This is a genomic window from Arthrobacter sp. DMZ02-1R, from assembly GCF_057747935.1.
This window is the reverse complement of sequence record NZ_CM173230.1, coordinates 1,729,526-1,749,092: the sequence shown is the minus strand read 5'-3', so window position 1 is coordinate 1,749,092 and position 19,567 is coordinate 1,729,526. Positions and strand designations below refer to the sequence as shown.

Annotated in this window: 22 protein-coding genes, 1 other RNA gene and 1 pseudogene; 3 read left to right on the top strand and 21 right to left on the bottom strand. The window is 61.1% G+C overall.

Features of this window, described 5'->3' with window-relative positions; genetic code table 11:
- The first annotated feature begins 3 nt into the window (after window positions 1-3).
- Entirely contained in the window at window positions 4-1,548 is a 1,545-nt protein-coding gene (gene scpC, locus AC3ANQ_RS08585; RefSeq protein WP_488304705.1) for a succinyl-CoA:acetate CoA-transferase ScpC, read from the top strand.
- Between the two features lie 200 nt (window positions 1,549-1,748).
- Here the strand turns inward: scpC and AC3ANQ_RS08580 are convergent, their stop codons facing one another.
- The 14 genes and pseudogenes from AC3ANQ_RS08580 to AC3ANQ_RS08515 form a co-directional block, all read right to left on the bottom strand.
- On the bottom strand, window positions 1,749-2,072 hold the full coding sequence (locus AC3ANQ_RS08580) for an SHOCT domain-containing protein (protein ID WP_488304704.1): 324 nt from the start codon (window positions 2,070-2,072) through the stop codon (window positions 1,749-1,751).
- 192 nt (window positions 2,073-2,264) lie between these two features.
- Window positions 2,265-2,633, bottom strand: a transfer-messenger RNA (tmRNA) gene (gene ssrA / locus AC3ANQ_RS08575).
- Window positions 2,634-2,780: 147 nt separating this feature from the next.
- On the bottom strand, window positions 2,781-3,251 hold the full coding sequence (smpB, locus tag AC3ANQ_RS08570; protein ID WP_028264808.1) for an SsrA-binding protein SmpB: 471 nt from the start codon (window positions 3,249-3,251) through the stop codon (window positions 2,781-2,783).
- Window positions 3,252-3,315: 64 nt separating this feature from the next.
- The gene (locus tag AC3ANQ_RS08565) at window positions 3,316-4,680 is read right to left on the bottom strand and encodes a peptidoglycan DD-metalloendopeptidase family protein (protein WP_488305281.1); all 1,365 of its coding nucleotides are present in this window, start codon (window positions 4,678-4,680) and stop codon (window positions 3,316-3,318) included.
- A gap of 62 nt (window positions 4,681-4,742) precedes the next feature.
- Entirely contained in the window at window positions 4,743-5,657 is a 915-nt protein-coding gene (ftsX, locus tag AC3ANQ_RS08560) for a permease-like cell division protein FtsX (protein WP_488304703.1), read from the bottom strand.
- Window positions 5,654-6,418, bottom strand: a complete 765-nt coding sequence (gene ftsE, locus AC3ANQ_RS08555) for a cell division ATP-binding protein FtsE (RefSeq protein WP_488304702.1) — start codon at window positions 6,416-6,418, stop codon at window positions 5,654-5,656. The genes ftsX and ftsE overlap by 4 nt, the downstream gene beginning before the upstream one ends.
- 163 nt (window positions 6,419-6,581) lie before the next feature.
- Entirely contained in the window at window positions 6,582-7,697 is a 1,116-nt protein-coding gene (gene prfB / locus AC3ANQ_RS08550) for a peptide chain release factor 2 (RefSeq protein WP_488304701.1), read from the bottom strand.
- Between the two features lie 67 nt (window positions 7,698-7,764).
- On the bottom strand, window positions 7,765-8,175 hold the full coding sequence (locus AC3ANQ_RS08545) for a pilus assembly protein TadG-related protein (RefSeq protein ID WP_488304700.1): 411 nt from the start codon (window positions 8,173-8,175) through the stop codon (window positions 7,765-7,767).
- Between the two features lie 62 nt (window positions 8,176-8,237).
- Window positions 8,238-8,771 carry a hypothetical protein gene (locus tag AC3ANQ_RS08540; protein ID WP_488304699.1) on the bottom strand — a complete coding sequence of 178 codons (534 nt, stop codon included), beginning with the start codon at window positions 8,769-8,771 and terminating at the stop codon, window positions 8,238-8,240.
- The gene (locus tag AC3ANQ_RS08535; RefSeq protein WP_488304698.1) at window positions 8,752-9,174 is read right to left on the bottom strand and encodes a TadE family protein; all 423 of its coding nucleotides are present in this window, start codon (window positions 9,172-9,174) and stop codon (window positions 8,752-8,754) included. Before AC3ANQ_RS08535 ends, AC3ANQ_RS08540 begins: the two co-directional genes overlap by 20 nt.
- Window positions 9,175-9,177: 3 nt before the next feature.
- Complete coding sequence (locus AC3ANQ_RS08530) at window positions 9,178-9,441, bottom strand: hypothetical protein (RefSeq protein WP_488304697.1); 264 nt, start codon at window positions 9,439-9,441, stop codon at window positions 9,178-9,180.
- 112 nt (window positions 9,442-9,553) lie between these two features.
- Complete coding sequence (locus tag AC3ANQ_RS08525) at window positions 9,554-10,492, bottom strand: type II secretion system F family protein (RefSeq protein WP_488304696.1); 939 nt, start codon at window positions 10,490-10,492, stop codon at window positions 9,554-9,556.
- On the bottom strand, window positions 10,489-11,340 hold the full coding sequence (locus AC3ANQ_RS08520; RefSeq protein ID WP_488304695.1) for a type II secretion system F family protein: 852 nt from the start codon (window positions 11,338-11,340) through the stop codon (window positions 10,489-10,491). The genes AC3ANQ_RS08525 and AC3ANQ_RS08520 overlap by 4 nt, the downstream gene beginning before the upstream one ends.
- A pseudogene (locus tag AC3ANQ_RS08515) lies at window positions 11,340-11,687 on the bottom strand (CpaF family protein); the annotation flags it as partial. The gene AC3ANQ_RS08520 and the pseudogene AC3ANQ_RS08515, both read right to left, overlap by 1 nt.
- A 212-nt stretch (window positions 11,688-11,899) precedes the next feature.
- On the opposite strand from AC3ANQ_RS08515, the gene AC3ANQ_RS08510 reads away from it, so the two are divergent.
- On the top strand, window positions 11,900-13,297 hold the full coding sequence (locus tag AC3ANQ_RS08510; RefSeq protein WP_488304694.1) for a recombinase family protein: 1,398 nt from the start codon (window positions 11,900-11,902) through the stop codon (window positions 13,295-13,297).
- Between the two features lie 578 nt (window positions 13,298-13,875).
- Here AC3ANQ_RS08510 and AC3ANQ_RS08505 read toward each other — a convergent pair.
- Complete coding sequence (locus AC3ANQ_RS08505; protein ID WP_488304693.1) at window positions 13,876-14,283, bottom strand: SHOCT domain-containing protein; 408 nt, start codon at window positions 14,281-14,283, stop codon at window positions 13,876-13,878.
- A 46-nt stretch (window positions 14,284-14,329) separates the two neighbouring features.
- Window positions 14,330-14,683, bottom strand: coding sequence for a hypothetical protein (locus tag AC3ANQ_RS08500; RefSeq protein ID WP_488304692.1), 354 nt, complete (start codon window positions 14,681-14,683; stop codon window positions 14,330-14,332).
- Window positions 14,684-15,302: 619 nt separating this feature from the next.
- Here AC3ANQ_RS08500 and AC3ANQ_RS08495 point away from each other — a divergent pair.
- On the top strand, window positions 15,303-15,875 hold the full coding sequence (locus AC3ANQ_RS08495) for a hypothetical protein (RefSeq protein WP_488304691.1): 573 nt from the start codon (window positions 15,303-15,305) through the stop codon (window positions 15,873-15,875).
- A gap of 120 nt (window positions 15,876-15,995) precedes the next feature.
- Here the strand turns inward: AC3ANQ_RS08495 and AC3ANQ_RS08490 are convergent, their stop codons facing one another.
- The 5 genes from AC3ANQ_RS08490 to AC3ANQ_RS08470 all read right to left on the bottom strand — a co-directional run bounded on the left by AC3ANQ_RS08490 (window position 15,996) and on the right by AC3ANQ_RS08470 (window position 19,556).
- Complete coding sequence (locus AC3ANQ_RS08490) at window positions 15,996-17,237, bottom strand: IS110 family RNA-guided transposase (protein ID WP_488301857.1); 1,242 nt, start codon at window positions 17,235-17,237, stop codon at window positions 15,996-15,998.
- Window positions 17,238-17,445: 208 nt separating this feature from the next.
- Window positions 17,446-17,715: a hypothetical protein gene (locus AC3ANQ_RS08485; protein WP_488304690.1), complete on the bottom strand. Its 270-nt coding sequence runs from the start codon at window positions 17,713-17,715 to the stop codon at window positions 17,446-17,448.
- Window positions 17,716-17,717: 2 nt separating this feature from the next.
- Window positions 17,718-18,581: a hypothetical protein gene (locus AC3ANQ_RS08480; protein WP_488304689.1), complete on the bottom strand. Its 864-nt coding sequence runs from the start codon at window positions 18,579-18,581 to the stop codon at window positions 17,718-17,720.
- Entirely contained in the window at window positions 18,578-19,381 is an 804-nt protein-coding gene (locus AC3ANQ_RS08475; protein ID WP_488304688.1) for a hypothetical protein, read from the bottom strand. Before AC3ANQ_RS08475 ends, AC3ANQ_RS08480 begins: the two co-directional genes overlap by 4 nt.
- A 25-nt stretch (window positions 19,382-19,406) precedes the next feature.
- Complete coding sequence (locus AC3ANQ_RS08470; protein WP_488304687.1) at window positions 19,407-19,556, bottom strand: hypothetical protein; 150 nt, start codon at window positions 19,554-19,556, stop codon at window positions 19,407-19,409.
- Window positions 19,557-19,567 lie beyond the last annotated feature (11 nt).

The following is a 19,567-nucleotide window of genomic DNA, read 5'->3' as shown; positions in this document are numbered from 1 at the left end:
TTGATGCACGACCGTATCCGTAACGCCGACATGTTCAACCGGCTGATGTCCGCTGAGCAGGCTGCTGGCCTGATCAAACCCGGCATGACGGTGGCCATGAGTGGCTTCACCGGCGCCGGCTACCCGAAAGCGGTGCCGCAGGCCCTGGCGGCCCGAATGGAGGCCGCCACTGCCGCGGGCGATCCGTTCCGGATCAAGGTCCTCACCGGCGCTTCCACAGCCCCCGAGCTCGACGGCGCCCTGGCCAAAGTCAACGGCATTGAACTGCGTCTGCCGTACCAATCCGACCCTGCACTGCGCGAACGCATCAACAAGGGTGAGATCGACTACATCGACATGCACCTCAGTCACGTCGCCCAGCACACCTGGGCCGGGTTCTTCGGCAATATCGACGTCGCCGTGATCGAGGTAGCCGGTGTCCTTGAGGATGGCCGGCTGATACCGTCCTCGTCTGTCGGGAACAACAAGACCTGGCTCGAACAGGCAGATAAAATCATTCTCGAAGTCAACCGCTTCCAGCCGGCCGGGCTGGAAGGAATGCACGACATCTATTACGGCACGGCTCTGCCCCCCGACCGGAAACCCATACCGCTGACCAGACCTGATGATCGCATCGGGGAACCATACCTCCACGTGGATCCCGCCAAAATCGTAGCCGTCGTCGCCACCGACGCCCCCGACCGGAACTCCCCCTTCAGCGCTCCCGATGAAGCCTCACAGCGGATCGCAGGGCACCTGCTGGACTTCTTCACACACGAAATCAAACAGGGCCGACTGACCAAGAAACTGCTCCCGCTGCAATCCGGTGTCGGCAACATCGCCAACGCCGTACTAGCCGCTCTGTCCGAGAGCGGCTACGAAGGACTGACCGCCTACACCGAGGTCATCCAGGACGGCATGCTCGAATTGATCCGCGAGGGCGTCCTGAAGATGGCCTCCGCCACCTCATTTTCGCTCAGCGCCGCCGGCGTGCAGGAATTCAACAACAACGTCGACTTCTACCGCACCCGTATCCTGCTGCGCCCCCAGGAAATCTCCAACCACCCCGAGCTCATCCGCCGTCTGGGCTGCATCGCGATGAACGGCATGATCGAGGCCGACATCTACGGCAACGTCAACTCCACCCACATCGCCGGCAGCAGAATCATGAACGGCATCGGCGGCTCCGGCGACTTCGCCCGAAACGGCTCGCTTTCGGTCTTCATGTCCCCCAGTACCGCCAAGGCAGGCAGCATCTCCGGCATCGTGCCCATGGCCAGCCACGTCGACCACACCGAACACGACACCATGGTCATCGTTACCGAACAGGGCCTGGCGGACCTTCGTGGACTCGCACCGAAACAGCGCGCACAACTAATCATTGACCGCTGTACACACCCCGACTACCGCCCACTGCTCCAGGACTACTACGACCGCGCCAAGCGTGAAAGCTACGGAAAACACACGCCGCATCTCCTCGCAGAAGCCCTCTCCTGGCACCAGAGGTTCGTCGAAACCGGCAGCATGAACCATCACCTCGCCCGCGCCCTAAGTGGCAGGACCCGATAGCCACCAGCTTCAACCACTAGTAGCTGGCAGTCCTGATCACAATCACGCGACTGTCTTCTGGCACCCGGGACCGCGCCGCAGCCAGCGCTTCCTCATAGGTTGGTGCCGTTGTGCTGACATGGCTGAAGCTGCCGTCTGGAGCTTCGATTGTGCAGGTAACTTCCACCCCCAGCGTTCTATGGCGGCGTGGCATTTTTCGGTTAGGGGTTGAGGACCGCCGACTTCTGGGCTTGGAACTCTTCCTCGGTCAAGATCCCATTCTTGCGCAGCTCGGCAAGCCGCTCGAGTTGCGTGATGACGTCGCCGGCGGGTGCCGCGGGAGCCTGGGGTGCTTTGCTGACTGCGCGTCCGCCGCTGCGGCGTCGGATGCCTTGGACAGTCGAGCGTAGACGCGAAGTGTCGTCTGCGGGTCCTCGTGGCCGAGCCGCGCTTGCACCACGTGAACGGGTACGTTCGCGTCTAGGAGGTGCGTTGGCGAGCCAGTCGGAGGGCTGATCTCCTCGCTTGCGGAGGTCACGGAGCACGGTTCGGTCAGCCGCCCAATTCAGTTCGTCGGTTCGGCTCCACGCCCCCCCACTTGATCGGTCTGTACCGTTCTGCCCCTTGCCGCTTCCACGTCTGTCCCCTATCAGTGTCGTTTCGCGCCAACAAAATCGGGGTTCCCGCCAACAGGCAAAAAGAAAACCCCTAGATCTCAAGGATCTAGGGGTCATCTTAGGTGGAGATGGGGGGAATTGAACCCCCGTCCGATGTCGTGTTGTCAGGGCTTCTCCGGGCGCAGTTCGCGTCGGAATTTCTCGGCCCCAGCTATCCTGCGAACAAGTAGCTGATCCGGGCCCAGTCATCTAAGTGTCCCATTTGCCTCGATGACGAAGGCAAACAGCAGTGGCTATCTAAATGACGCCAGGATCCGGGGCAATAGCAACCTCGGGCTGACGGACTGTCTTACTGCTTAGGCAGCAAGAGCGAAGTCAGTGCGCTTAGAATTGGCACTTATTGGTTTGCAGACAGCGTTTACGAGATAATTCTGCATCCTCGGCCCGCTTCACCTGTCGCGACTAACATCGTCGAAACCGATCATCCCCGTATTTTGTTATCAATCCCTGCAGAACCGCGACCGCTCAAGAGCACCCACGAAACAATTCCTGCTGGGGTAATCATCATAACGCACGGAGGCGCCGGAACATTCCGGGACACGCCTTAGCCGCCGCCCCGACGGAATCCTCACCGATTTAGCGGCGGTTCCGCTCGCGGAGTTCGCGCAGCGATTCGCGCTTATCCTGCTGCTCACGCAGCGTCTGCCGCTTGTCATAGTCCTTCTTGCCCCGAGCGAGGGCAATCTCGACTTTGGCGCGTCCGTCCAGGAAGTACAGCTGGAGCGGCACCACCGTCAGACCGGTCTCGCGGATCTTGCCGGAAATCTTGTTGAGTTCCTCGCGGTGAAGCAGCAGCTTACGACGGCGGCGGGCGGCATGGTTGGTCCAGCTCCCTTGGTTGTACTCAGGGATGTGGATGCCCTCCATCCACAACTCGTCGTTGTAGAAGGTGCAGAAGCCATCAACCATGGAGGCATGACCCTCACGCAGGGACTTCACTTCAGTTCCCATCAGGGCAATTCCAGCCTCATAAGTATCCAATATGTGGTAGTCATGCCGGGCCTTCCGATTGGTGGCCACTACCTTACGGCCACTTTCCTTGGGCACGGTAGAACTCCTTGGTTGTCGAAGAATCACACTAGTCTACGCCAGCAGAACCCTGCCGCGTGGGCTACAGAAGGTTCATGGGATCCGTAGCCTGACCATTCACCCAGGTTTCAAAATGTACATGGCATCCAGTGGAGTTACCCGTTGTACCCGAGTAGGCGATGAGCTGGCCTTGGCTCACCTGCTGCCCGGAAGAAACCACCACACTGGTGTTGTGGTAGTAGATAGTGGTCAGGGAGTCGCCGTTGATGACCCCGTGCGATATCTTGACCCGGTTCCCACCGCCGTCGTTGCCCCAGCCAGCCGAAAAGACCGTGCCGGCCGCGGCCGCATACACCGGGGTGCCGCAAGGCGCACCGAAGTCGATACCGGTGTGCATGTAACCGCCCTGGCCGTAGAAATCAATGGTTCCAGGCGGCGTCGCACGCCATCCGAATCCCGACGTGATGGGGATATTCCCGGGAACCGGGTGGATCAGGCCAAAGCCGGAGCGCGGATTGCTCACAGGTGGGACGTACGGTTGCGGTGCCTGGCCTTGGGCCTGGGCGGCAGCAGCCGCGGCTGCGGCGAGCCGCTGTTGCTCGGCCAGCCACGCTTCACGCAGCTTGCGGTCCCGCTCGGAGATCTCAGCCGCGACGGCATCCTGCATCGCCTTGACTTGCTGCAGTTGAGTCTGAATCCCTGGCTTGGCCGCTTGAAGTTGGCTATTGAGGCGGGTGGTGTCGGAAATCAGCTTGTCCACCTCGGCCTTCTTGGCCGCTGCATCGTCACGAGCTGCCTTTTCACGTTCCAGTGCGGCATCAGCCTTCGCCTTGAGATCGCGAATTTCCTGTTCGACGGCGGCAAGCCGGGCCTGCGAGTTCACGTTGGTGGCACTCTGCTGCGTCAACTTGGTCATCGTGGCGTTTTGGCTACGCATCGCCTGGTTGGCGAGATCCATGGTTTCGGTGAGGTTGCCGCCGTCGTTCGATCCGAACAGCAGGGCAACGTTTGTGGGCACGCCGCCGGACTTGTACGCCTGGGCCGCGATCTGGCCGATGAGTTTCTTGGTGTCCGTGATCTTTTGCTTGTCGTTTTCCAACTGCTCGGTGATCTTGGCCTTGCTCTGCTGCGCCAAATCGACACGCGCTGCGAGAGCTTCGGCTTCCTTCACCGCAGAAGCGACCCTGCCCTGCGCTTCGAGAAGTGCTTGTTGCGCTCCGGGGAGCCTGCCCTGGTAGATCACGAGGTCGCCAGCCGCCTTGGCGATGTTCGCGTCCACAAACTCCAAGGATTGTTGTACTCGCGCCGATTCCGCGTTGAGGGCGGCCTGCTGGTCATCGAGGTCATCTGCGCGTGCCAGGGGGGCGGTGCCCAAGCTCGCAGCCAGTGCAATGGCCAGCACAGAGCCAGCAACCTTCGCACGGCCGCTAACCATGCGTAGCTGCATGGCAGCCTGGTACTTCCGGGCCATCGGCTGTCCTGTTCGCTGGAGGTCACTGCTTTTCATGGCTACACCTTGAGGTATCGGCGAAGGGTCAGGAGGGAAGATATCCCTGCCAGGCCGCCGCCCAACGCTATCAGGACCGGCGCTATCACGAGTACCTGGGCCGAGGAAATAAATGGAGTATTCAGGAACTGTTTCGACAAGTCTCCGTTGAGCCAGAATTGGGCCACCAGCCACAGTGTGCCGGAGGCCAGCACGGCTCCGACGACGGCGGCAATGACGCCTTCAAGTATGAACGGCAGCTGGATAACGGTTTTCGATGCTCCAACGAGCCGCATAATGCCTGTCTCCCGTCGCCTGCTGAACGCGGACAATCGGATGGTTGTGGTTATTAGCAGGACAGCGCAGAAGATCATGATTCCTGCGACCACCATTGCCGCCACAGATGCGCCGTTCATCCACTCAAAGATCCGTTCCAGGACCTGACGCTGATCGCTCACGGTCTCTACGCCGGCTTGGGAGGAGAATGTTTCGCTGATGATCTGGTACTTCTCGGGGTTCTTCATGTTGATTCGGAACGATGCTGGAAGCTGATCCTGGGTTACCGAGTCAACAATCGGAGAGTTGGAGAACTGTTCCTTGAAGTGCTTGAACGCCTCGGCCTGGGACTCAAATTGGTAGTCGCTGATGTATTGCTTGACGGCGGGCGAGTCGAGCATCTTGGCGAGGTTGTCTTGCTGTTCCTTGGTCACTGCGCCCGAAGCACAGCCGGTCGCCGTCGAGGAGTCATTGCAGAGGAAGATGGCAACCTGGACTTTGTCATACCAGTAGCCCTTCATCTGGTTGATTTGCATCTGCAGCATGCCAGCCGCGCCAACAAACGTCAAGGACACAAAAGTCACCAGGACCACGGAAATCACCATGGACACGTTCCGGCGGAGGCCGCTGCCGATCTCGCCCAGGATAAACGCGAGTCTCACTGCTGACCCCCCTGCGCGCGGTCGATTTCCGCATCGCTGGCGTCCTTCATTCGCCGGGACTCCCCCACGACCGGAATCATCGAGGTGTAAAGAGCCCTTGCCTCGTCACGGACCACAACTCCGTTCCGGAGCTCCACCACGCGTTTGCGCATCTCGTTCACAATGTCGTCGTCATGCGTCGCCATGACCACAGTGGTGCCGTTCTGGTTGATCTTGTCGAGCACGCCCATAATGCCCATCGAGGTGATGGGGTCCAGGTTTCCGGTAGGCTCGTCCGCCAGCAGGATGCCGGGCCGATTGACGACGGCGCGGGCGATGGCCACGCGCTGCTGCTCACCACCGGAGAGCTCATGGGGCATGCGGCGTTCCTTGCCTTCAAGCCCAACAGTCTTCAGCACCTCTGGAACTGTCTCCCGGATGATGCTTCGGCTCTTGCCAATCACCTGCATGGCGAAGGCCACGTTGGCGAAGACGTTCTTCTGTGGCAACAAACGGAAATCCTGGAAAACGACGCCGATGCCACGGCGAAGCTTGGGGACGCGCCAGCTTGAAATGTTGGCCACGTTTTGGCCGGCGACGTAGACCGAACCGGATGTTGCCCGGTCTTCCTTCAGAATGAGTCGCAGAAACGTCGACTTGCCGGAGCCTGAGGCCCCGACGAGGAAGGTGAATTCTCCACGGTCAATCTCAAGGTTGACAGCATCCAGCGCCGGACGGGCATTGGGGTCGTAGACCTTGGTGACATTCTCAAATCGGATCATGACTCTTCAGAACCCCGCCGGACATGCCACGTTCGGCCAGTCCAACCGCCAGCGCACGGGCTTTCGATGGGGGAAGTTGAGCGCCGGCTCTTCGACTATACGCACGCTCCGCAGGGGAATTGCGGGGTTGGTGCGGTGTGTCGCCCAATCGGACGGTCAGTGGCTACTCTGCGGCGTTGCGGTTGCCGGTGCGCCAGCGGATGCCGGCGTCGATGAAGTCGTCGATGTCGCCGTCGAGCACCGCTGACGTGTTGCCCACTTCATGTTCAGTGCGCAAGTCCTTGACCATCTGATACGGATTGAGCACGTAGGAACGCATCTGGTCGCCCCACGACGCCTTCACATCCCCGGCGAATGCCTTCTTCTCAGCGTCTTCCTGTTCCTTTTTCAGCAGGAGGAGGCGCGATTGGAGCACGCGCATGGCAGCTGCGCGGTTCTGCAGCTGGGACTTCTCGTTTTGCATGGAGACCACAATTCCGCTCGGAATGTGGGTCAAACGCACAGCGGAGTCCGTAGTGTTGACCGACTGTCCGCCAGGACCGGAAGAACGGAAGACATCGACGCGGATCTCATTGTCCGGAATGTCAATCGAGTCGGTCTGCTCAATGAGCGGAATAACCTCGACGGCGGCAAAGGAAGTTTGTCGCCGGCCTTGGTTGTCGAAGGGGCTGATGCGGACAAGTCGGTGCGTTCCGGCTTCGACACTGAGCGTTCCGAACGCGTACGGCGCCTTGACCTCGAAGGTAGCTGACTTGAGGCCCGCTTCTTCAGCGTACGAAGTGTCCATCACGGTAGTCGGGTAGCCATGGCGCTCTGCCCAGCGTAGGTACATGCGCATCAGCATCTCGGCGAAATCTGCAGCATCAACACCGCCTGCACCCGCACGGATAGTGACCACGGCTTCGCGTTCGTCGTACTCTCCCGAGAGCAAGGTGACCACCTCAAGTTCCTTGAGGGCCTTACGGATTGAATCGAGTTCCACAGCGGCTTCGACCATGGAGGCGTCGTCGTCTTCGTCCTGGCCGAGCTCGACAAGGACTTCGAGATCGTCGATGCGTCCCGCCAGCCTGTTCAACCGCTCAAGTTCTGACTGCCGGTGTGACAACTTGGACGTAATCACCTGCGCGGAGGAAGGATCGTCCCAGAGGTTCGGCTCACCAGCTTGCTCGCTCAGTTCCGCGATCTCTTCCTTGAGCTTCTCGACGTCGGAAACCTGTTCGATGGAGCGGTAGGTGGAGCGAAGTGCGCGGATTTCTGCGGGAAAGTCAATCTCAGCCATGGTTGTACCAGAGTACGCCATCCTTTGCCCGGCGTGGCGCGGGGCAATAGAGATATGAAGGCTTGTCTTAGCGGGTCAGTCGGGAACGCGCGGTGGATCGGGCTTCGATCGGAACGCCTTCGGCCAGCAGGAAACTCACTACGGGCGGATGGGCAACCGCCCTGAGCACCACCTCAGCCGTGGCGCTGTCCGGACTTCCCGTGTCCAGTCCGACGGCAAGTTGATCGAACCTTGAATACGCACTGTTTTGGCTCAAGTATGACTCGGTAACACTGCGAACCCTCTCGCTGCTGAGGACGGCCGAGGGCTTTTCAGCACCCCCTACTTGGCCCAGCGAATAGCTGTCCGCAGCAGCTACCGACGCTCCGTCGGCCACGGAGAGAAGCTTCTTGTGTTCTATGTACACTGCGGAAGCCGCGGCAACGACCGTTGCCAGCAACAATGCGACCACCACGTAGCCGATGGTCAAGACCATCATTTGGCCATTCTCCCTGCCCTTTGCGCGGGACCTCTGCGCGTCTGCGGGCGGGGCAACGTCCGTCACCTGAACCGTCCGACGATTTGCGTGGCAGACGCATTCAGATGCGCGGCATCCAGGCTTAGAGCCTCGCCGAAGGGCACCATCGGCAGCGGTACCGTGAGCTTGACCGTAACAGTGACAGCGGTCCCGGCAGAGAGACAGTCATCGCGGTCGCACGCGATGTCTACAGTCGCCCGTCGGGAGGAATGCCCATAGTCGGCGAGAGTCAATGAGGCAGCCTGTTCAGCTGCGACACGGCCTTGGGAGGCGTCTTTCCGCGTCACGTAAACTTTTGCGGCCTGGTCCGCTGCACCGACGACGGCGAAAGAACCACCCTGGACCTGCCCGATGGTGACGATGAAATAGACCACAGGAACCATGAGCAGGAGGGACAAAAGAGTGAACTCCACCACAGCGCTTCCCCGCTCAGGAGCACGCTGTCCGGGGGCACGCCGCGTCCCGTTGTTGTCTGGCCCCTCCTGGAGTGGAAGGCAGAGCGCCTCGCGGAACCGGGCAAGACCAGCGCGGGCAAGATCAGTCGGAAATCGCGGCATGACCCCTCACCTCCAGAGCAGGGCCCGGTCCGAGCAACCCTATGACGGGCAAGGGCGCCCGGACCGTCACTTCCAAGGTGCGGATTCCTTGGACGCTAGCCTCCGACGTCGAGATGTCCCGGGCAAACTCGGCATTCAGGGCAGTGCCGATCAGGTCGGCGGTACGCTCACGCGCATCTGCCGGCGTCCTGTCCGCGAGGGTGCCGTAGCGGGCTCCGGACGAGGCCGCATCGATGAGGGTATTTCGCACATGCATCACGAGGGTCAGCTGGACGATGGCAAGGAAGAACACTGTCACGAGCCCACCGACCAAAACAAAATCCACGACGGCGGATCCCTGCTCGTCCCGGCGACAAACACCGGCTCGGCTGCCATGCTCCGCTCCCCTGCTGCGGAACGGCATGGGCTACTTTCCCACCTTGCTTATGGCTTGGTTGAAGAGCCCTTCAAGAGCCGGACCGGCGAGTGCGAGCAAACCCGCAACGAGTGCCGCAGACATCAATGTGATCATCACCCAACCGGGCACATCGCCTCGCTCGGGATGATTGTCTCCGGAGGCCAAGTACTTTCCCGCGTCCGTCTTGAGTCCTGATCCGGATAGCAGGAGAGTCCACAATTGCCAAAGCAGAAGGCCTGATGCGGGAAAGCCGCTGCGTCCGAGTTTCTTCATTATTCCCCATTTCCATGTGCAGGAATCCGTTGCGAATTTCCGTGCGGTTTTTGTTGTGGACATTCAGCGAAGTCCATGTGATGGATACGAAAAGGTCGTCGTGGATCGCGCATTAGAAGCCAAGATTCAGCGCGGCTAGGCCCGGGTACACGGCGAAGACCACGGTGAGGGGCAGGACGCCGAAAACAAGCGGGACCATCATGGCGATCTCCTTCCGGCCTGCCGCTTCCATCAGCTCGCGTTTGGCTGAATCACGGACGTCTGCAGCCTGGGCCCGCAATACATCGGCCAAGGGGGTACCGCGCTCGACGGCAACTACCATTCCATCCACGAACCGGACAAGCGGGCCGAGGTCGGTTCGTCCCGAAAACTCGTGCAGCGCTTCGATCAGAGGCGTGCCGGCGCGCGTTGCGGCCAATACCAAGGCAAACTCCTTCGCCAATTCGCCGCTTGCCGTACGACACACGCGGTCGAGGGCGCCGCTAGCGCTCTCCCCCGCGCCGACCGCAAGTGCCATCAGTTCGGCAAGGCTGGGGAATTCCGCCAGCATCCGGCTCTCCCGTCGCTTGATCTGCACCCCCAGCAAGTAGTCGCGGAAAAGGAACCCACCAAGCGCACAAACCACGACTGAGACGACCGCAAGCAGCGGGCTGAACCGGCCCGCCGTTACCCCCATGATCGCGGCGACAACCGCCATGGCAAAGCCCGCCGCTGCCCACAACAGCTGCTCTGCGCGAAAGTCCAACGCAGATTTTCCCGAACCGGCCTTCGCCAGCCTCTTGTTGAGTGCGGCGGTACCGAAGTTGAACCGCGTCAGGTGGTGCAACGCGTCCCGGAAAACAGGCCGCAGAATGCGTTCCAAAGGGCCGAACGGCGCAATGTCAGTGGAGGATGCGAGCAATCGGGACTCAAGGTTTTGGGACCTTAGTTGCGGCTCAATGCGTTCCGAGAAAGGAGTAGAGCGCATAAATGGCATGCGAACGAAGATGAGCCACAGCCCGGCTCCCAGGAGAAGACCGCAGAACACGGTCATGGCAGTCAGCGCAGTCATCGAAGCACTCTTTCGTCCTCGGGAAGGGCGCCTATGCGGAGCATGCCCCAGTAGCAGAGCCCCGAGACCAAGAGTCCGCCTCCCAGCACGCTGGCTCCCGCCGCGGAATTGTACGCATCAACAGCTTCCGGCCTACTAGCCAGCAGCATAAGGACGATCCAAGGAGCGGCAACCGCCAGTCGCGCTCCGTTGATAGTCCATGATTGTCGTGCCTCAAGCTCACTTCTAGTCCGCGCGCTCTCGCGAAGGAATTCGGCGAGAGTTCCCAGAAGTCGGCCGAGATCGGAGCCGCCCACTTCCCGGGTCAGTCTGAGCGCCTCGATGATCCGGTCGGCAACGGGATCGGCCAGGCGCTCTTTCAGCTTGCTCAGTGCTGAATCGAAATGGCCACCGGAACGGTAATCCGCGCCGAATTCTCGGAAGAGTTCCCGCAGGTCCTCGGGACCTTTGTCAGCGAGCTGGACGAGGGCCTCGGGCAGCGAAAGTCCCGCTCGGATTGCCGAGCGCAGATGGTCAACCACGTCTGGCCATAGCTCCCGGAGCATCGCTGTCCGTTTGCGCGCCCGCCAGCTGACAATGGCCAATGGAAGCCAGGCTCCGAACAGGCCGAAGCAGGCCGCGATCGAAAGGGAGGCTGTCATGATGAAGATCACCAACACGGCGAAAAGGCCCAATCCCACACAGGACGCAATGAATCCCCGGACGCTCACTTTTTCGATCCCGGCGGTGAGCAGCAAGGTCTCGAGGCGTTTCGGTTTAGATTCGTTGACAGCAGGCTGTTGCTCCCAGGCGGACCACCAGATGAGAAATACGCCCAGCCCACATAGAACACCCAACAACGGCGCCATCAGTAGTGCTCCAGCAGCGTCGCAACATCGAAGCCTGCCCGGGCGAATTTCTCCGCAGCGGGCATGGAATGCGTTTTGGGTTGAAGGCGGCCATCCTGCATCGCGAATACCATGGACGACTCAATGATGCCGTTTTCCACGCGTCGGCCCAGCGAAAGGACTTCGGTGACTTGCCGGCGTCCGTCCGCATGGCGGCTGCAATGGACCACGAGGTCGATGCAGGACGCCACTGTTGGAACAACGAACGCACTCGAAATGTTGTCACCGGCCAGCAGCGGCAGCGTGCAAATCTTGGTCACGGCATCGTGGGCAGAGTTGGCGTGAACGGTACACATGCCCGGAAGCCCCAGAATGAGCTGCGCGCGACAAGTGTGGGCCGTCGGCCAACTCGACGCATAGAAGCATGTGTGGACCCAATAACTACAGCCCCTAACCAATACGATCCCGCCGTTCGCACGCTGGCGATAAGCATTGCCAATAAGGCACCCAGGCTGCGCAGTACGCAGGCCGAAGCTCTCGCAGCCCTGATTACTGCACGTGCTCAGACGGAGTGTGCCGCATGACCGCCGCGGTCTATGTTCGGATCTCTGATGACAAAGCCGGGGAAGGCCTCGGCGTCCGCAGGCAGGAGGAAGATTGCCGAAAGCTCGCGAAGAGCCTTGGGTTTCGTAAGGTGGAGACCTTTATCGACAACGACGTAAGTGCCTACAGCGGAAAGAAGCGCCCGGCTTACGAAGACCTCCTCCAAGCCGTAGCTTCTGGTGCTGTCGAAGTAGTCATTGCGTGGCACGGTGACAGGCTTCATCGTTCGCCCAGGGAACTCGAGGCGTACATCGACGTCGTGGAACCCCGTGGTATCGAGACGCACTTCGTGACGGGGGGCCGCGTCGATCTAGCAACTCCAACCGGTCGCATGATCGCACGCACGGTTGGGACTATGTCCCGCTATGAATCCGAGCACAAAGCGGAACGAATCACCCGCTCCCACAAGCAAAATGCCGAGCTGGGCACCTGGCGCGGGGGCGCACGCCCATTTGGCTACGAACAAGGAGCCATGCGCCTCCACTCCGGAGAAGCTGCACTCGTGCGGTCTGCTTACGACGCAGTGATTAGTGGCACTTCTCTGGGGAGCATTTGCCGTGAATGGAACGCGAAAGGCGTAAAAACAACAACAGGCCGAGACTGGGGAGTCCAGTCCCTGAAGCAACTCCTCCTCCGCGACCGGAATTACGGAATGTCGACCTACAAGGGCACTGTCGTTGGCCTCGCGAAGTGGGAGCCGATTATCGACGAGGCGACTTTCAGACGCGCCGGTGCGATCCTGTCCGATCCGACACGACGGCGCAGCTTCGACACGCGCGGCAAATGGCTACTTTCCGGCCTTGCACTGTGCGGAGTGTGCTCTGCGAATGGCCGCAACGCAACTGTCCGATCGGCCGTTTCAGGCGGCAGTCAATCAAAGCGGTGGTCGGTATACAGATGCCACTCCGGGCTCCACCTCGCCCGGAACGCAGTGAAAAGCGACGCCTTGGTTTCTGAGATCGTAATCGCTCGTTTGTCTCGAACGGATGCCCGCAAACTGCTCAGCACTCATGCCCCTGCCCCCGCCAGCGCAGAGAAGCCGCTCGCGATCCAGGCGGCAGATCTTCGGGATCTCTTGGAAGAAGCCTTCGCACTGTACGAAGACGGCATTATCAGCGGCGAGAAGTTTCGTTCGCGTACGTTGTCGCTCAAGGACAAGCTCGCACGGGTCGAGCGCCAGATGTCAGGACCAGTCTCTACGCCAGTCGTGAACGATCTGCTCAGTGCGGACAATATTCGAGATGCCTGGGAATCCTTGACCTGGGCTCAAAAACGAAAAGCCATCGACATTTTGATGGTTGTCACGATTCTTCCCGTTCCGAAAACGCGACAACGCATCTTCCACAACGACCTGATACAGGTCGAGTGGAAGTAGCGGTACCGGAGCCACTAGGGACCAAGGGCTCGGTCTCCGGAAGCTCGGCCTAGGAAACTGGCTCCTCGTCCCGCCAGAACCGCTCGCCGATGACGTTCGGCGGCCAAGGGCGTCAAAACGGGGACTGGAGAGGCGGAAGCACCCCGAATAGCTCGCGCCATCGGACGCGAGCTATTCATCAGCTACGCCAGTGATCTGGAATCCTCTTGCCCGTGTTCCGAACGCGCGCGATGAGTGGCCGATGACCCAGTCGCTCAGCGTCGTCGATGGCTTGTTGCTGGGTTTGTTATGTCTTACCAGTAACGTTTGCGTTGTGTTCGTGCTCTAGGGCGCAGCCAGTAACCGGAGCCGAACTGCCCTTTGGCAGCGACTCGACATAAACATTGGACATCGTGGTTGCTCCTCCCCTTGGAACCACCTCGTCTAGGTGCCACGCAACTCGTACCGCAAAAGCACACAGGGGCGGAAGACAACCGCCGCGAGTCCCGCCGTTTGCCCCTGCTTAGTGCTCCCCACCGGGCACGCAACAAGGCCCCGGAAGTTCCCGGGGCCCTGGTCGTGTTCGTGGGTTCTTGAGCTCAGCCCAGGAGTCGGGCTTTCTGGGCGGCGAACCAGTCACCGCTCAGGATGCCGGCGTCGCGAAGCCCGGCAAGTTTGATCAGCTCGTCAGCAATGAGCCGGCCGTCCAGCTGCTGGAATGCGGGGCTGGGTGCAGGGGACGTGTTTCGGCCGAAGTCCGGGTGTCCCCGGAACCATGCTTCGATCCGGGGCGGTGCGAAGCGCGTGACGGAGGCGGAGGCCAGTCCGGCTCCGTTGCCCAGGATCCGGAACATCCATCCACTGCTCAGTGCGAAACCGGTGACGTCGGAGATTCGTACTTGGAAGGACGGATTGGGGTCGAGGGACCCGAAGTAGGAGGCGGTGCCGTCTCCGTTGTCCCTGATCCTGCCGGCCCCGAAACCGAGCTTGTAAACCTGCGCCGCCATGATTCTCCTTCATAGGGTTTCTGGATTCTGTCACAAACGGCAACTGTCAGGCGCTTCTTTCGGAGAGGCGATCAGTAGAATGTCCGGCCGGCCTCTTCGCATCGATGTATTCACTGACCACCATCGCCACCCAGTCGCTGAGATTCTCGTAGCCCTCTTTGGTGGCGAGTTCGCGGACGATTTCCGCTTTCTCGGTCGCTAGTCTAAAGCTGATCAGACGGCGTTCGTTTTTCGGTGTCAGCTGTTGATGCCCAGTGAGATCCTCGATTTCGGGCCGTCGGAGGTCTTGGTTCAACTGGGCCGTCACGGCAGCTACTACATAGTCCTGCACGGTCAGTCCCCTGGCCGCCGCTATCAGGGCAACATGTTCTGCGGGCCCGGTCGGCATACGAAAGCCCATGAAGCGACGGTCTCCTTTGCTGGGCCTAACTACCTATGTGCCCTACTGCGGCTGTCATTTGCGTCCTTCGAATCGGGGGAGACTTCGGTTCGCGGTCTTTAAGCTCCCCGTTTTGGCCACTGGGAGCGGTTTGGGCACGAACACTCGAAACTATCACTACAAATCGGATACCGGTACTCAGAGGTGCAGGTTACCGTAGGCCTTAACTCGATGGTCCGGCAACTCCTTACCGCCATTATTCGCACCGGTTATGGGCTTCCATTGGTAAGCGCCTCTTGCTCTCCGCAAGGTCCTCAAGCGCTCCGTCTGCGGCCAGGCGCCGGCTCGAGGGTTATGCTCCGCAGATCATTTCAGAACTCACCCGGCTGCAGCCGTCCGGAAGCCAATTCGTCCCGGGCGCGCGAGCATTTTCGGACACGCTGAGCGCGATTTTGGCGGCACAGGCATACTGGCGTGATGGGTTATGAATTGGGAGGACTCCGAACCCGCGCGGGGGTCAGCCGCCGAACGGCTACTCAACAGCTTTTGCGCGGCACTAACCGGTCGCCTCGCTGTTCGCTTGCCCAGGTAGCTTTCTCAAGAGCTCCCGGCAAGTGGTCTTCCGGGATTAGGGTAGGTCATGATGTTTAGACTCGTGGGTTTCCTGTTGTGGCCTTTGTTTTGGCTGATGGGCAAGTTGGTCTGGTATTCAGTGATCGCATTGGCCAAACTCATGTACCTGGTCCTCCAGATCGCCCAATGGGCTCTTGCTGCGCTATTTGTCGCGGTGCCCGTCGCAATCGCCAAAGGTGCCGCCGAACAAAGACGAGCGAGGCCACAGTCGAAGCCTCCGCAACGCGGCCCGAGCCGGGAACCCGTATCGACACCAAAACCCGTCAAGCCCGCACCCGCGGCCAGGAACGCCGCCCCGCCGAAACTGCCGGAAGAGCCCATTGACGTGGATGTCCTGGTGCGGCAAAACAAGGTGCGCGATCGGTCCCAAGCAATTGATGAGTGGTTTCGCGAGTGGGATGAGGCTCTGGCTCCTGCCGAGCAGGCGGAGAAGCGTGCGCTTAAGTTGGAGCATCAGAAAGGCGGTTCGACATCGAACCGGAGCTTCGGGCTTTTCCCCGGAGATTACATCCCGGAGGTCATCGAACGGCAGAAAAACCGGGTCCGGCCAGGAACTGATGCTTGGCAACGGCAGGGTTAGTTGTTGTGGCCAGGAGGAAGGGGCTCCAGGCCAGAGGCTACATGGCCGACATACAGGCCGACCTCTGACGCGAAAATTGTGTGGTCGCGGCTGTGGTCCCAGGGGGCGGCAGCGTGCGGGTTATGCGGTGTGCTGGAGCGGTTCGAGGGTGACCTGGTAGCCGAGACTTTCGAGTTGTTGGATGGCTCTTTCCTTGCTGCGTAGGGGCTGGCGCCGGGTGTAGTAGTCCGGGCCCGGATCGGCGTAGCATTCGCCGGTGTTGAGCATGTGCCAGATGGCGATGAGCATGGAATGCTCGACGGCGACGAGTGCTTTCATTGGCCCGCGCCGGGACTTGATGCGCCTGTATTTCGCGCCGAGATAGGTGGTCTGTGATCGGGCCACCGTCATTGCGGCCGTGCCCAGGACCCGTTTCAGGTAGCGGTTCCCGGGCCTGGTCTTGGTCGATTTGACCCGCCCGGCGGATTCGTTGGCCCCCGGCGCGGTGCCGGCCCAGGATGCCAGGTGCCCGGCCGTGGGGAAAACGGACATGTCCGCCCCGGTTTCGGCGATGATGACCTCGGCGGTTCGGCTGCTGATGCCCGGGATTGTCGCCAGCAGTTCCCGGGCAGCGCTAAAAGGCTGCATGAGCTCATCGATCCGCGCGTCGAGGGTGGCGATGTCCTTGCTGTGGGCATCGATCCGGTTCAGGAACAGCCGGGCCATGAACGCGTGGTGGGCGTTGAAGCGGCCCGTCAGCGCCTCCGTCAGCGCGGGGATCTTCCGTCGCATGCTCCGTTTCGCGAGATCGGCCAGCGCTGCCGGGTCGTTCTGGCCCTCAATCAGGGCCTGGAGCATTGCCCTGCCGGAGGCGCCGGTGATGTCTGTTGCGATCGAGGAGAGCTTGATTCCGGAGTCTTCCAGCATCTTCTCCAGCCGCTGGACTTCCCTGGACCTCTCGTCGGTGATGGCGGAGCGCGTCCGCGTCAAATCGCGAAGCTGGCGGATGTTTTCCGGTGGGACCAGGCAGCCGTGCAGGAGGCCGTGCGCGCCAAGCTGTGCCAGCCAGGCCGAGTCCGAAACATCGGTTTTGCGTCCGGGCAGGTTCCTTGCCTCTCTGGCATGCACCAGCTGAACGTTCAGTCCTTTGTCTTCGAGCAGGAAGTAGAACTGGCGCCAGTAATCCCCGGTCGCCTCCATCACGATCAGGGCCACGCCCTGGTCCAGCAAGTATTCGGCCAGCCGGTTGACCTCGTTCGTCATGGCCGTCCAGGTCGTGATCTCCTGGGTCGTTCTGCCGCCCTCGCTCGTGATGCGCACGCAGGCCTTCGCGTCCCGCTTGGAAACATCCAGTCCCGCACATCGTTGATAGAGAACATCCATCGCTTCACCATCCGTTTTGCCGTCGTTGAGCAGGAAGCATGGACCGGAAAGGAGAGCAAAAGAAGCAGAATTCTGACGCCCGTGCTGATGGCAACATTCCACGGTCCCCGCGGAAACGGGCTCTCCACCACCAGGCTGATATGCGGGCTCGCGGCACCACAGAGTTAGCAGGGTCGTTTCCGGAACACAGCAGCAGTATCAGCCCGCGCTACCTCCGGAACAAGACGGCTGGAACCCAAAGGAAGCTTCCGGGCGAATTTTCCCGTTCCACGGCGGGACGAGCGAAGCCGCCCCTGCATGGCTGATATGTAGGTCTCCTGATGAACTTGTTCTCCAGGACCGTCTCGCCATCCAGCCGTTCAATGGTCCCGGGCACGGTGGCTGCGTTGATGACGGCGATCATTTCGATGATGGCGCCGGGCTTGGTCGCAGGCTCATCTGGAGCCGTGTCAATCGGGGTGTTGGTAGCGAGGGTCATGGTCATGCCTTTCCAGTGCGGTCGATCGGGGTGTGGCGCCAGGCGGCTAGGCGCTTTTCAGCGATTCGCCGGATGAAGGCGTTGCCGTAGCCGGCGCCGCCGTCCGTGTTGTTGGCGAGATAACGGACATTTTCGTCGCAGGTCGGATCTCCGCGGCGGGAGATGAGCCCGTCGATGGAGGATTCAAGGGCGCAGACCGGATGCGAGGTGAAATCAGGATTCTCCTCGACGGGAACCTCGGGGTGGACGGCGCGAAGGACCAGGTCACGTTCGGCGACGACGGCCATGCGGGCGAGTTCCATCTTTTGGATGTGTTCGGGTTCGCTTTTCTGGTCTGCCAAGGCGCGTTCGTACCAGATCGGCCCCGCGTGAGGGAAGATGCGCTTCAAAGCAGCCTCGTAGTCCGCCGGGCTATCACCGACATGCCCGGCGGCCGCCTCATAAAGATCCTGGCGGTGCGTGACGTAGTGCGACTCGATGGCCTCACGCCTTTCCCTGATGTCGTTCAGCTCGGTGGCCAGGTCATCGCCGAGCTGGTGGGGTCTGACGTCTTTCCGGGCTACCCGGTCCAGTGCACGGTCCAGGGAGTCGTCCCGTTCAGCCTCGGCCCGGACAGCGTCCTTGAGCGCGGAACTGCGGACGACGTCGAAGGCGTCACCGTCCAGGGCCTGCTCCACAGCGGTCCTGGCCAGGCTGCGGCGTTCGCCGTTGGAGGGTCGATCCTCGAAGATCAACCGGTGTAACGAGCGTGCAGAGGGAATCCGGATCCGGGGCGCGTCCAAGGAGATAGCGCTCTCGGCGTGGTCGGTGGCCGAATACTGTCCGCCGGACGGGACCCCGGGCTTCACGCGGTTCTGGATCGTCATGAGTTTTCAACCTTCTCGTGCTGTGCCGTCATCAAGGCCCAGGCTTCGGTGGCCGCGTCGGTGAGTTTCCGGAGGAATCCTTCGGCGTCGAGGTTTTTCTGTCCGGACGATTTGATTGCGCTCATCAGGACGGCTTCGGCCGCCCTGCCGGTCAGGAATCGGCCAGCCGTGAAATCGGCGATGCCGTATTCGGCGCCAGGTTCGGTGTCGCGGGTTTCGAGGCGGAACGTGCCGCTGGAGGTGGCGATGGTCAGTTCTGCGGTGTGTCTGCCACCGCGTGCTTCATGAACGGTGAATTTGCTGAACTCGACCGCGTCCGTGGATGTGATCCCGGCGTGGTGGAGCGCGTCGTCGAAGGCGGCACGGCGGATCGCAAAGTCCATGGCCTCGGAGATGTGGTCCGGGCGGGTAGCTTCGCCGTCGATTTCCAGGATGAATCCGGTCGTGTCGCGGGCGTCCGTCGGGACCTGATCCGGGTCGCGGTGGACGCTTACCCCTGCGTCGGTGACTCCCAGGATGAAACGGTGCCCCGAGGTGGTGGCGACAAATTCGGTGCGTCCTCCGAGCAGCACGGGGTTGTCCTCAATGGTGGCCTCGATACCGGAGGCGATGAGAAGTTGCTCGTGCCGATCGTAGACCGCCTGGTCCGAGGGATCGAAGTATTCAGGTGTCAGCCCGAACACCGGTCCGGGAGCCGTCACGGGGGTGTGCAGGCCCGGGACGTTGTCGTTGTGGCCGTAGGCCGTCCACTGTCCCGAGTCGGGTACGCCGGGACGGACGCGGGGCTGGTCTGAGCTCATGCCCCACTGTGTGCGGCAATTACGGTTATGCAGCAGCCGGCGCAGCAATCGGAACGACGGCCCCATCGAGGGTGCACAGTGCGCATACCGTGTAGGCCCCGTTGCTGTCCTGTTTGCCGCCGCTGCACACGATGCACAGCAGCTCGAGGTGGACGGATTTGCGGGTCTTCTTCATGCCGGGAATGT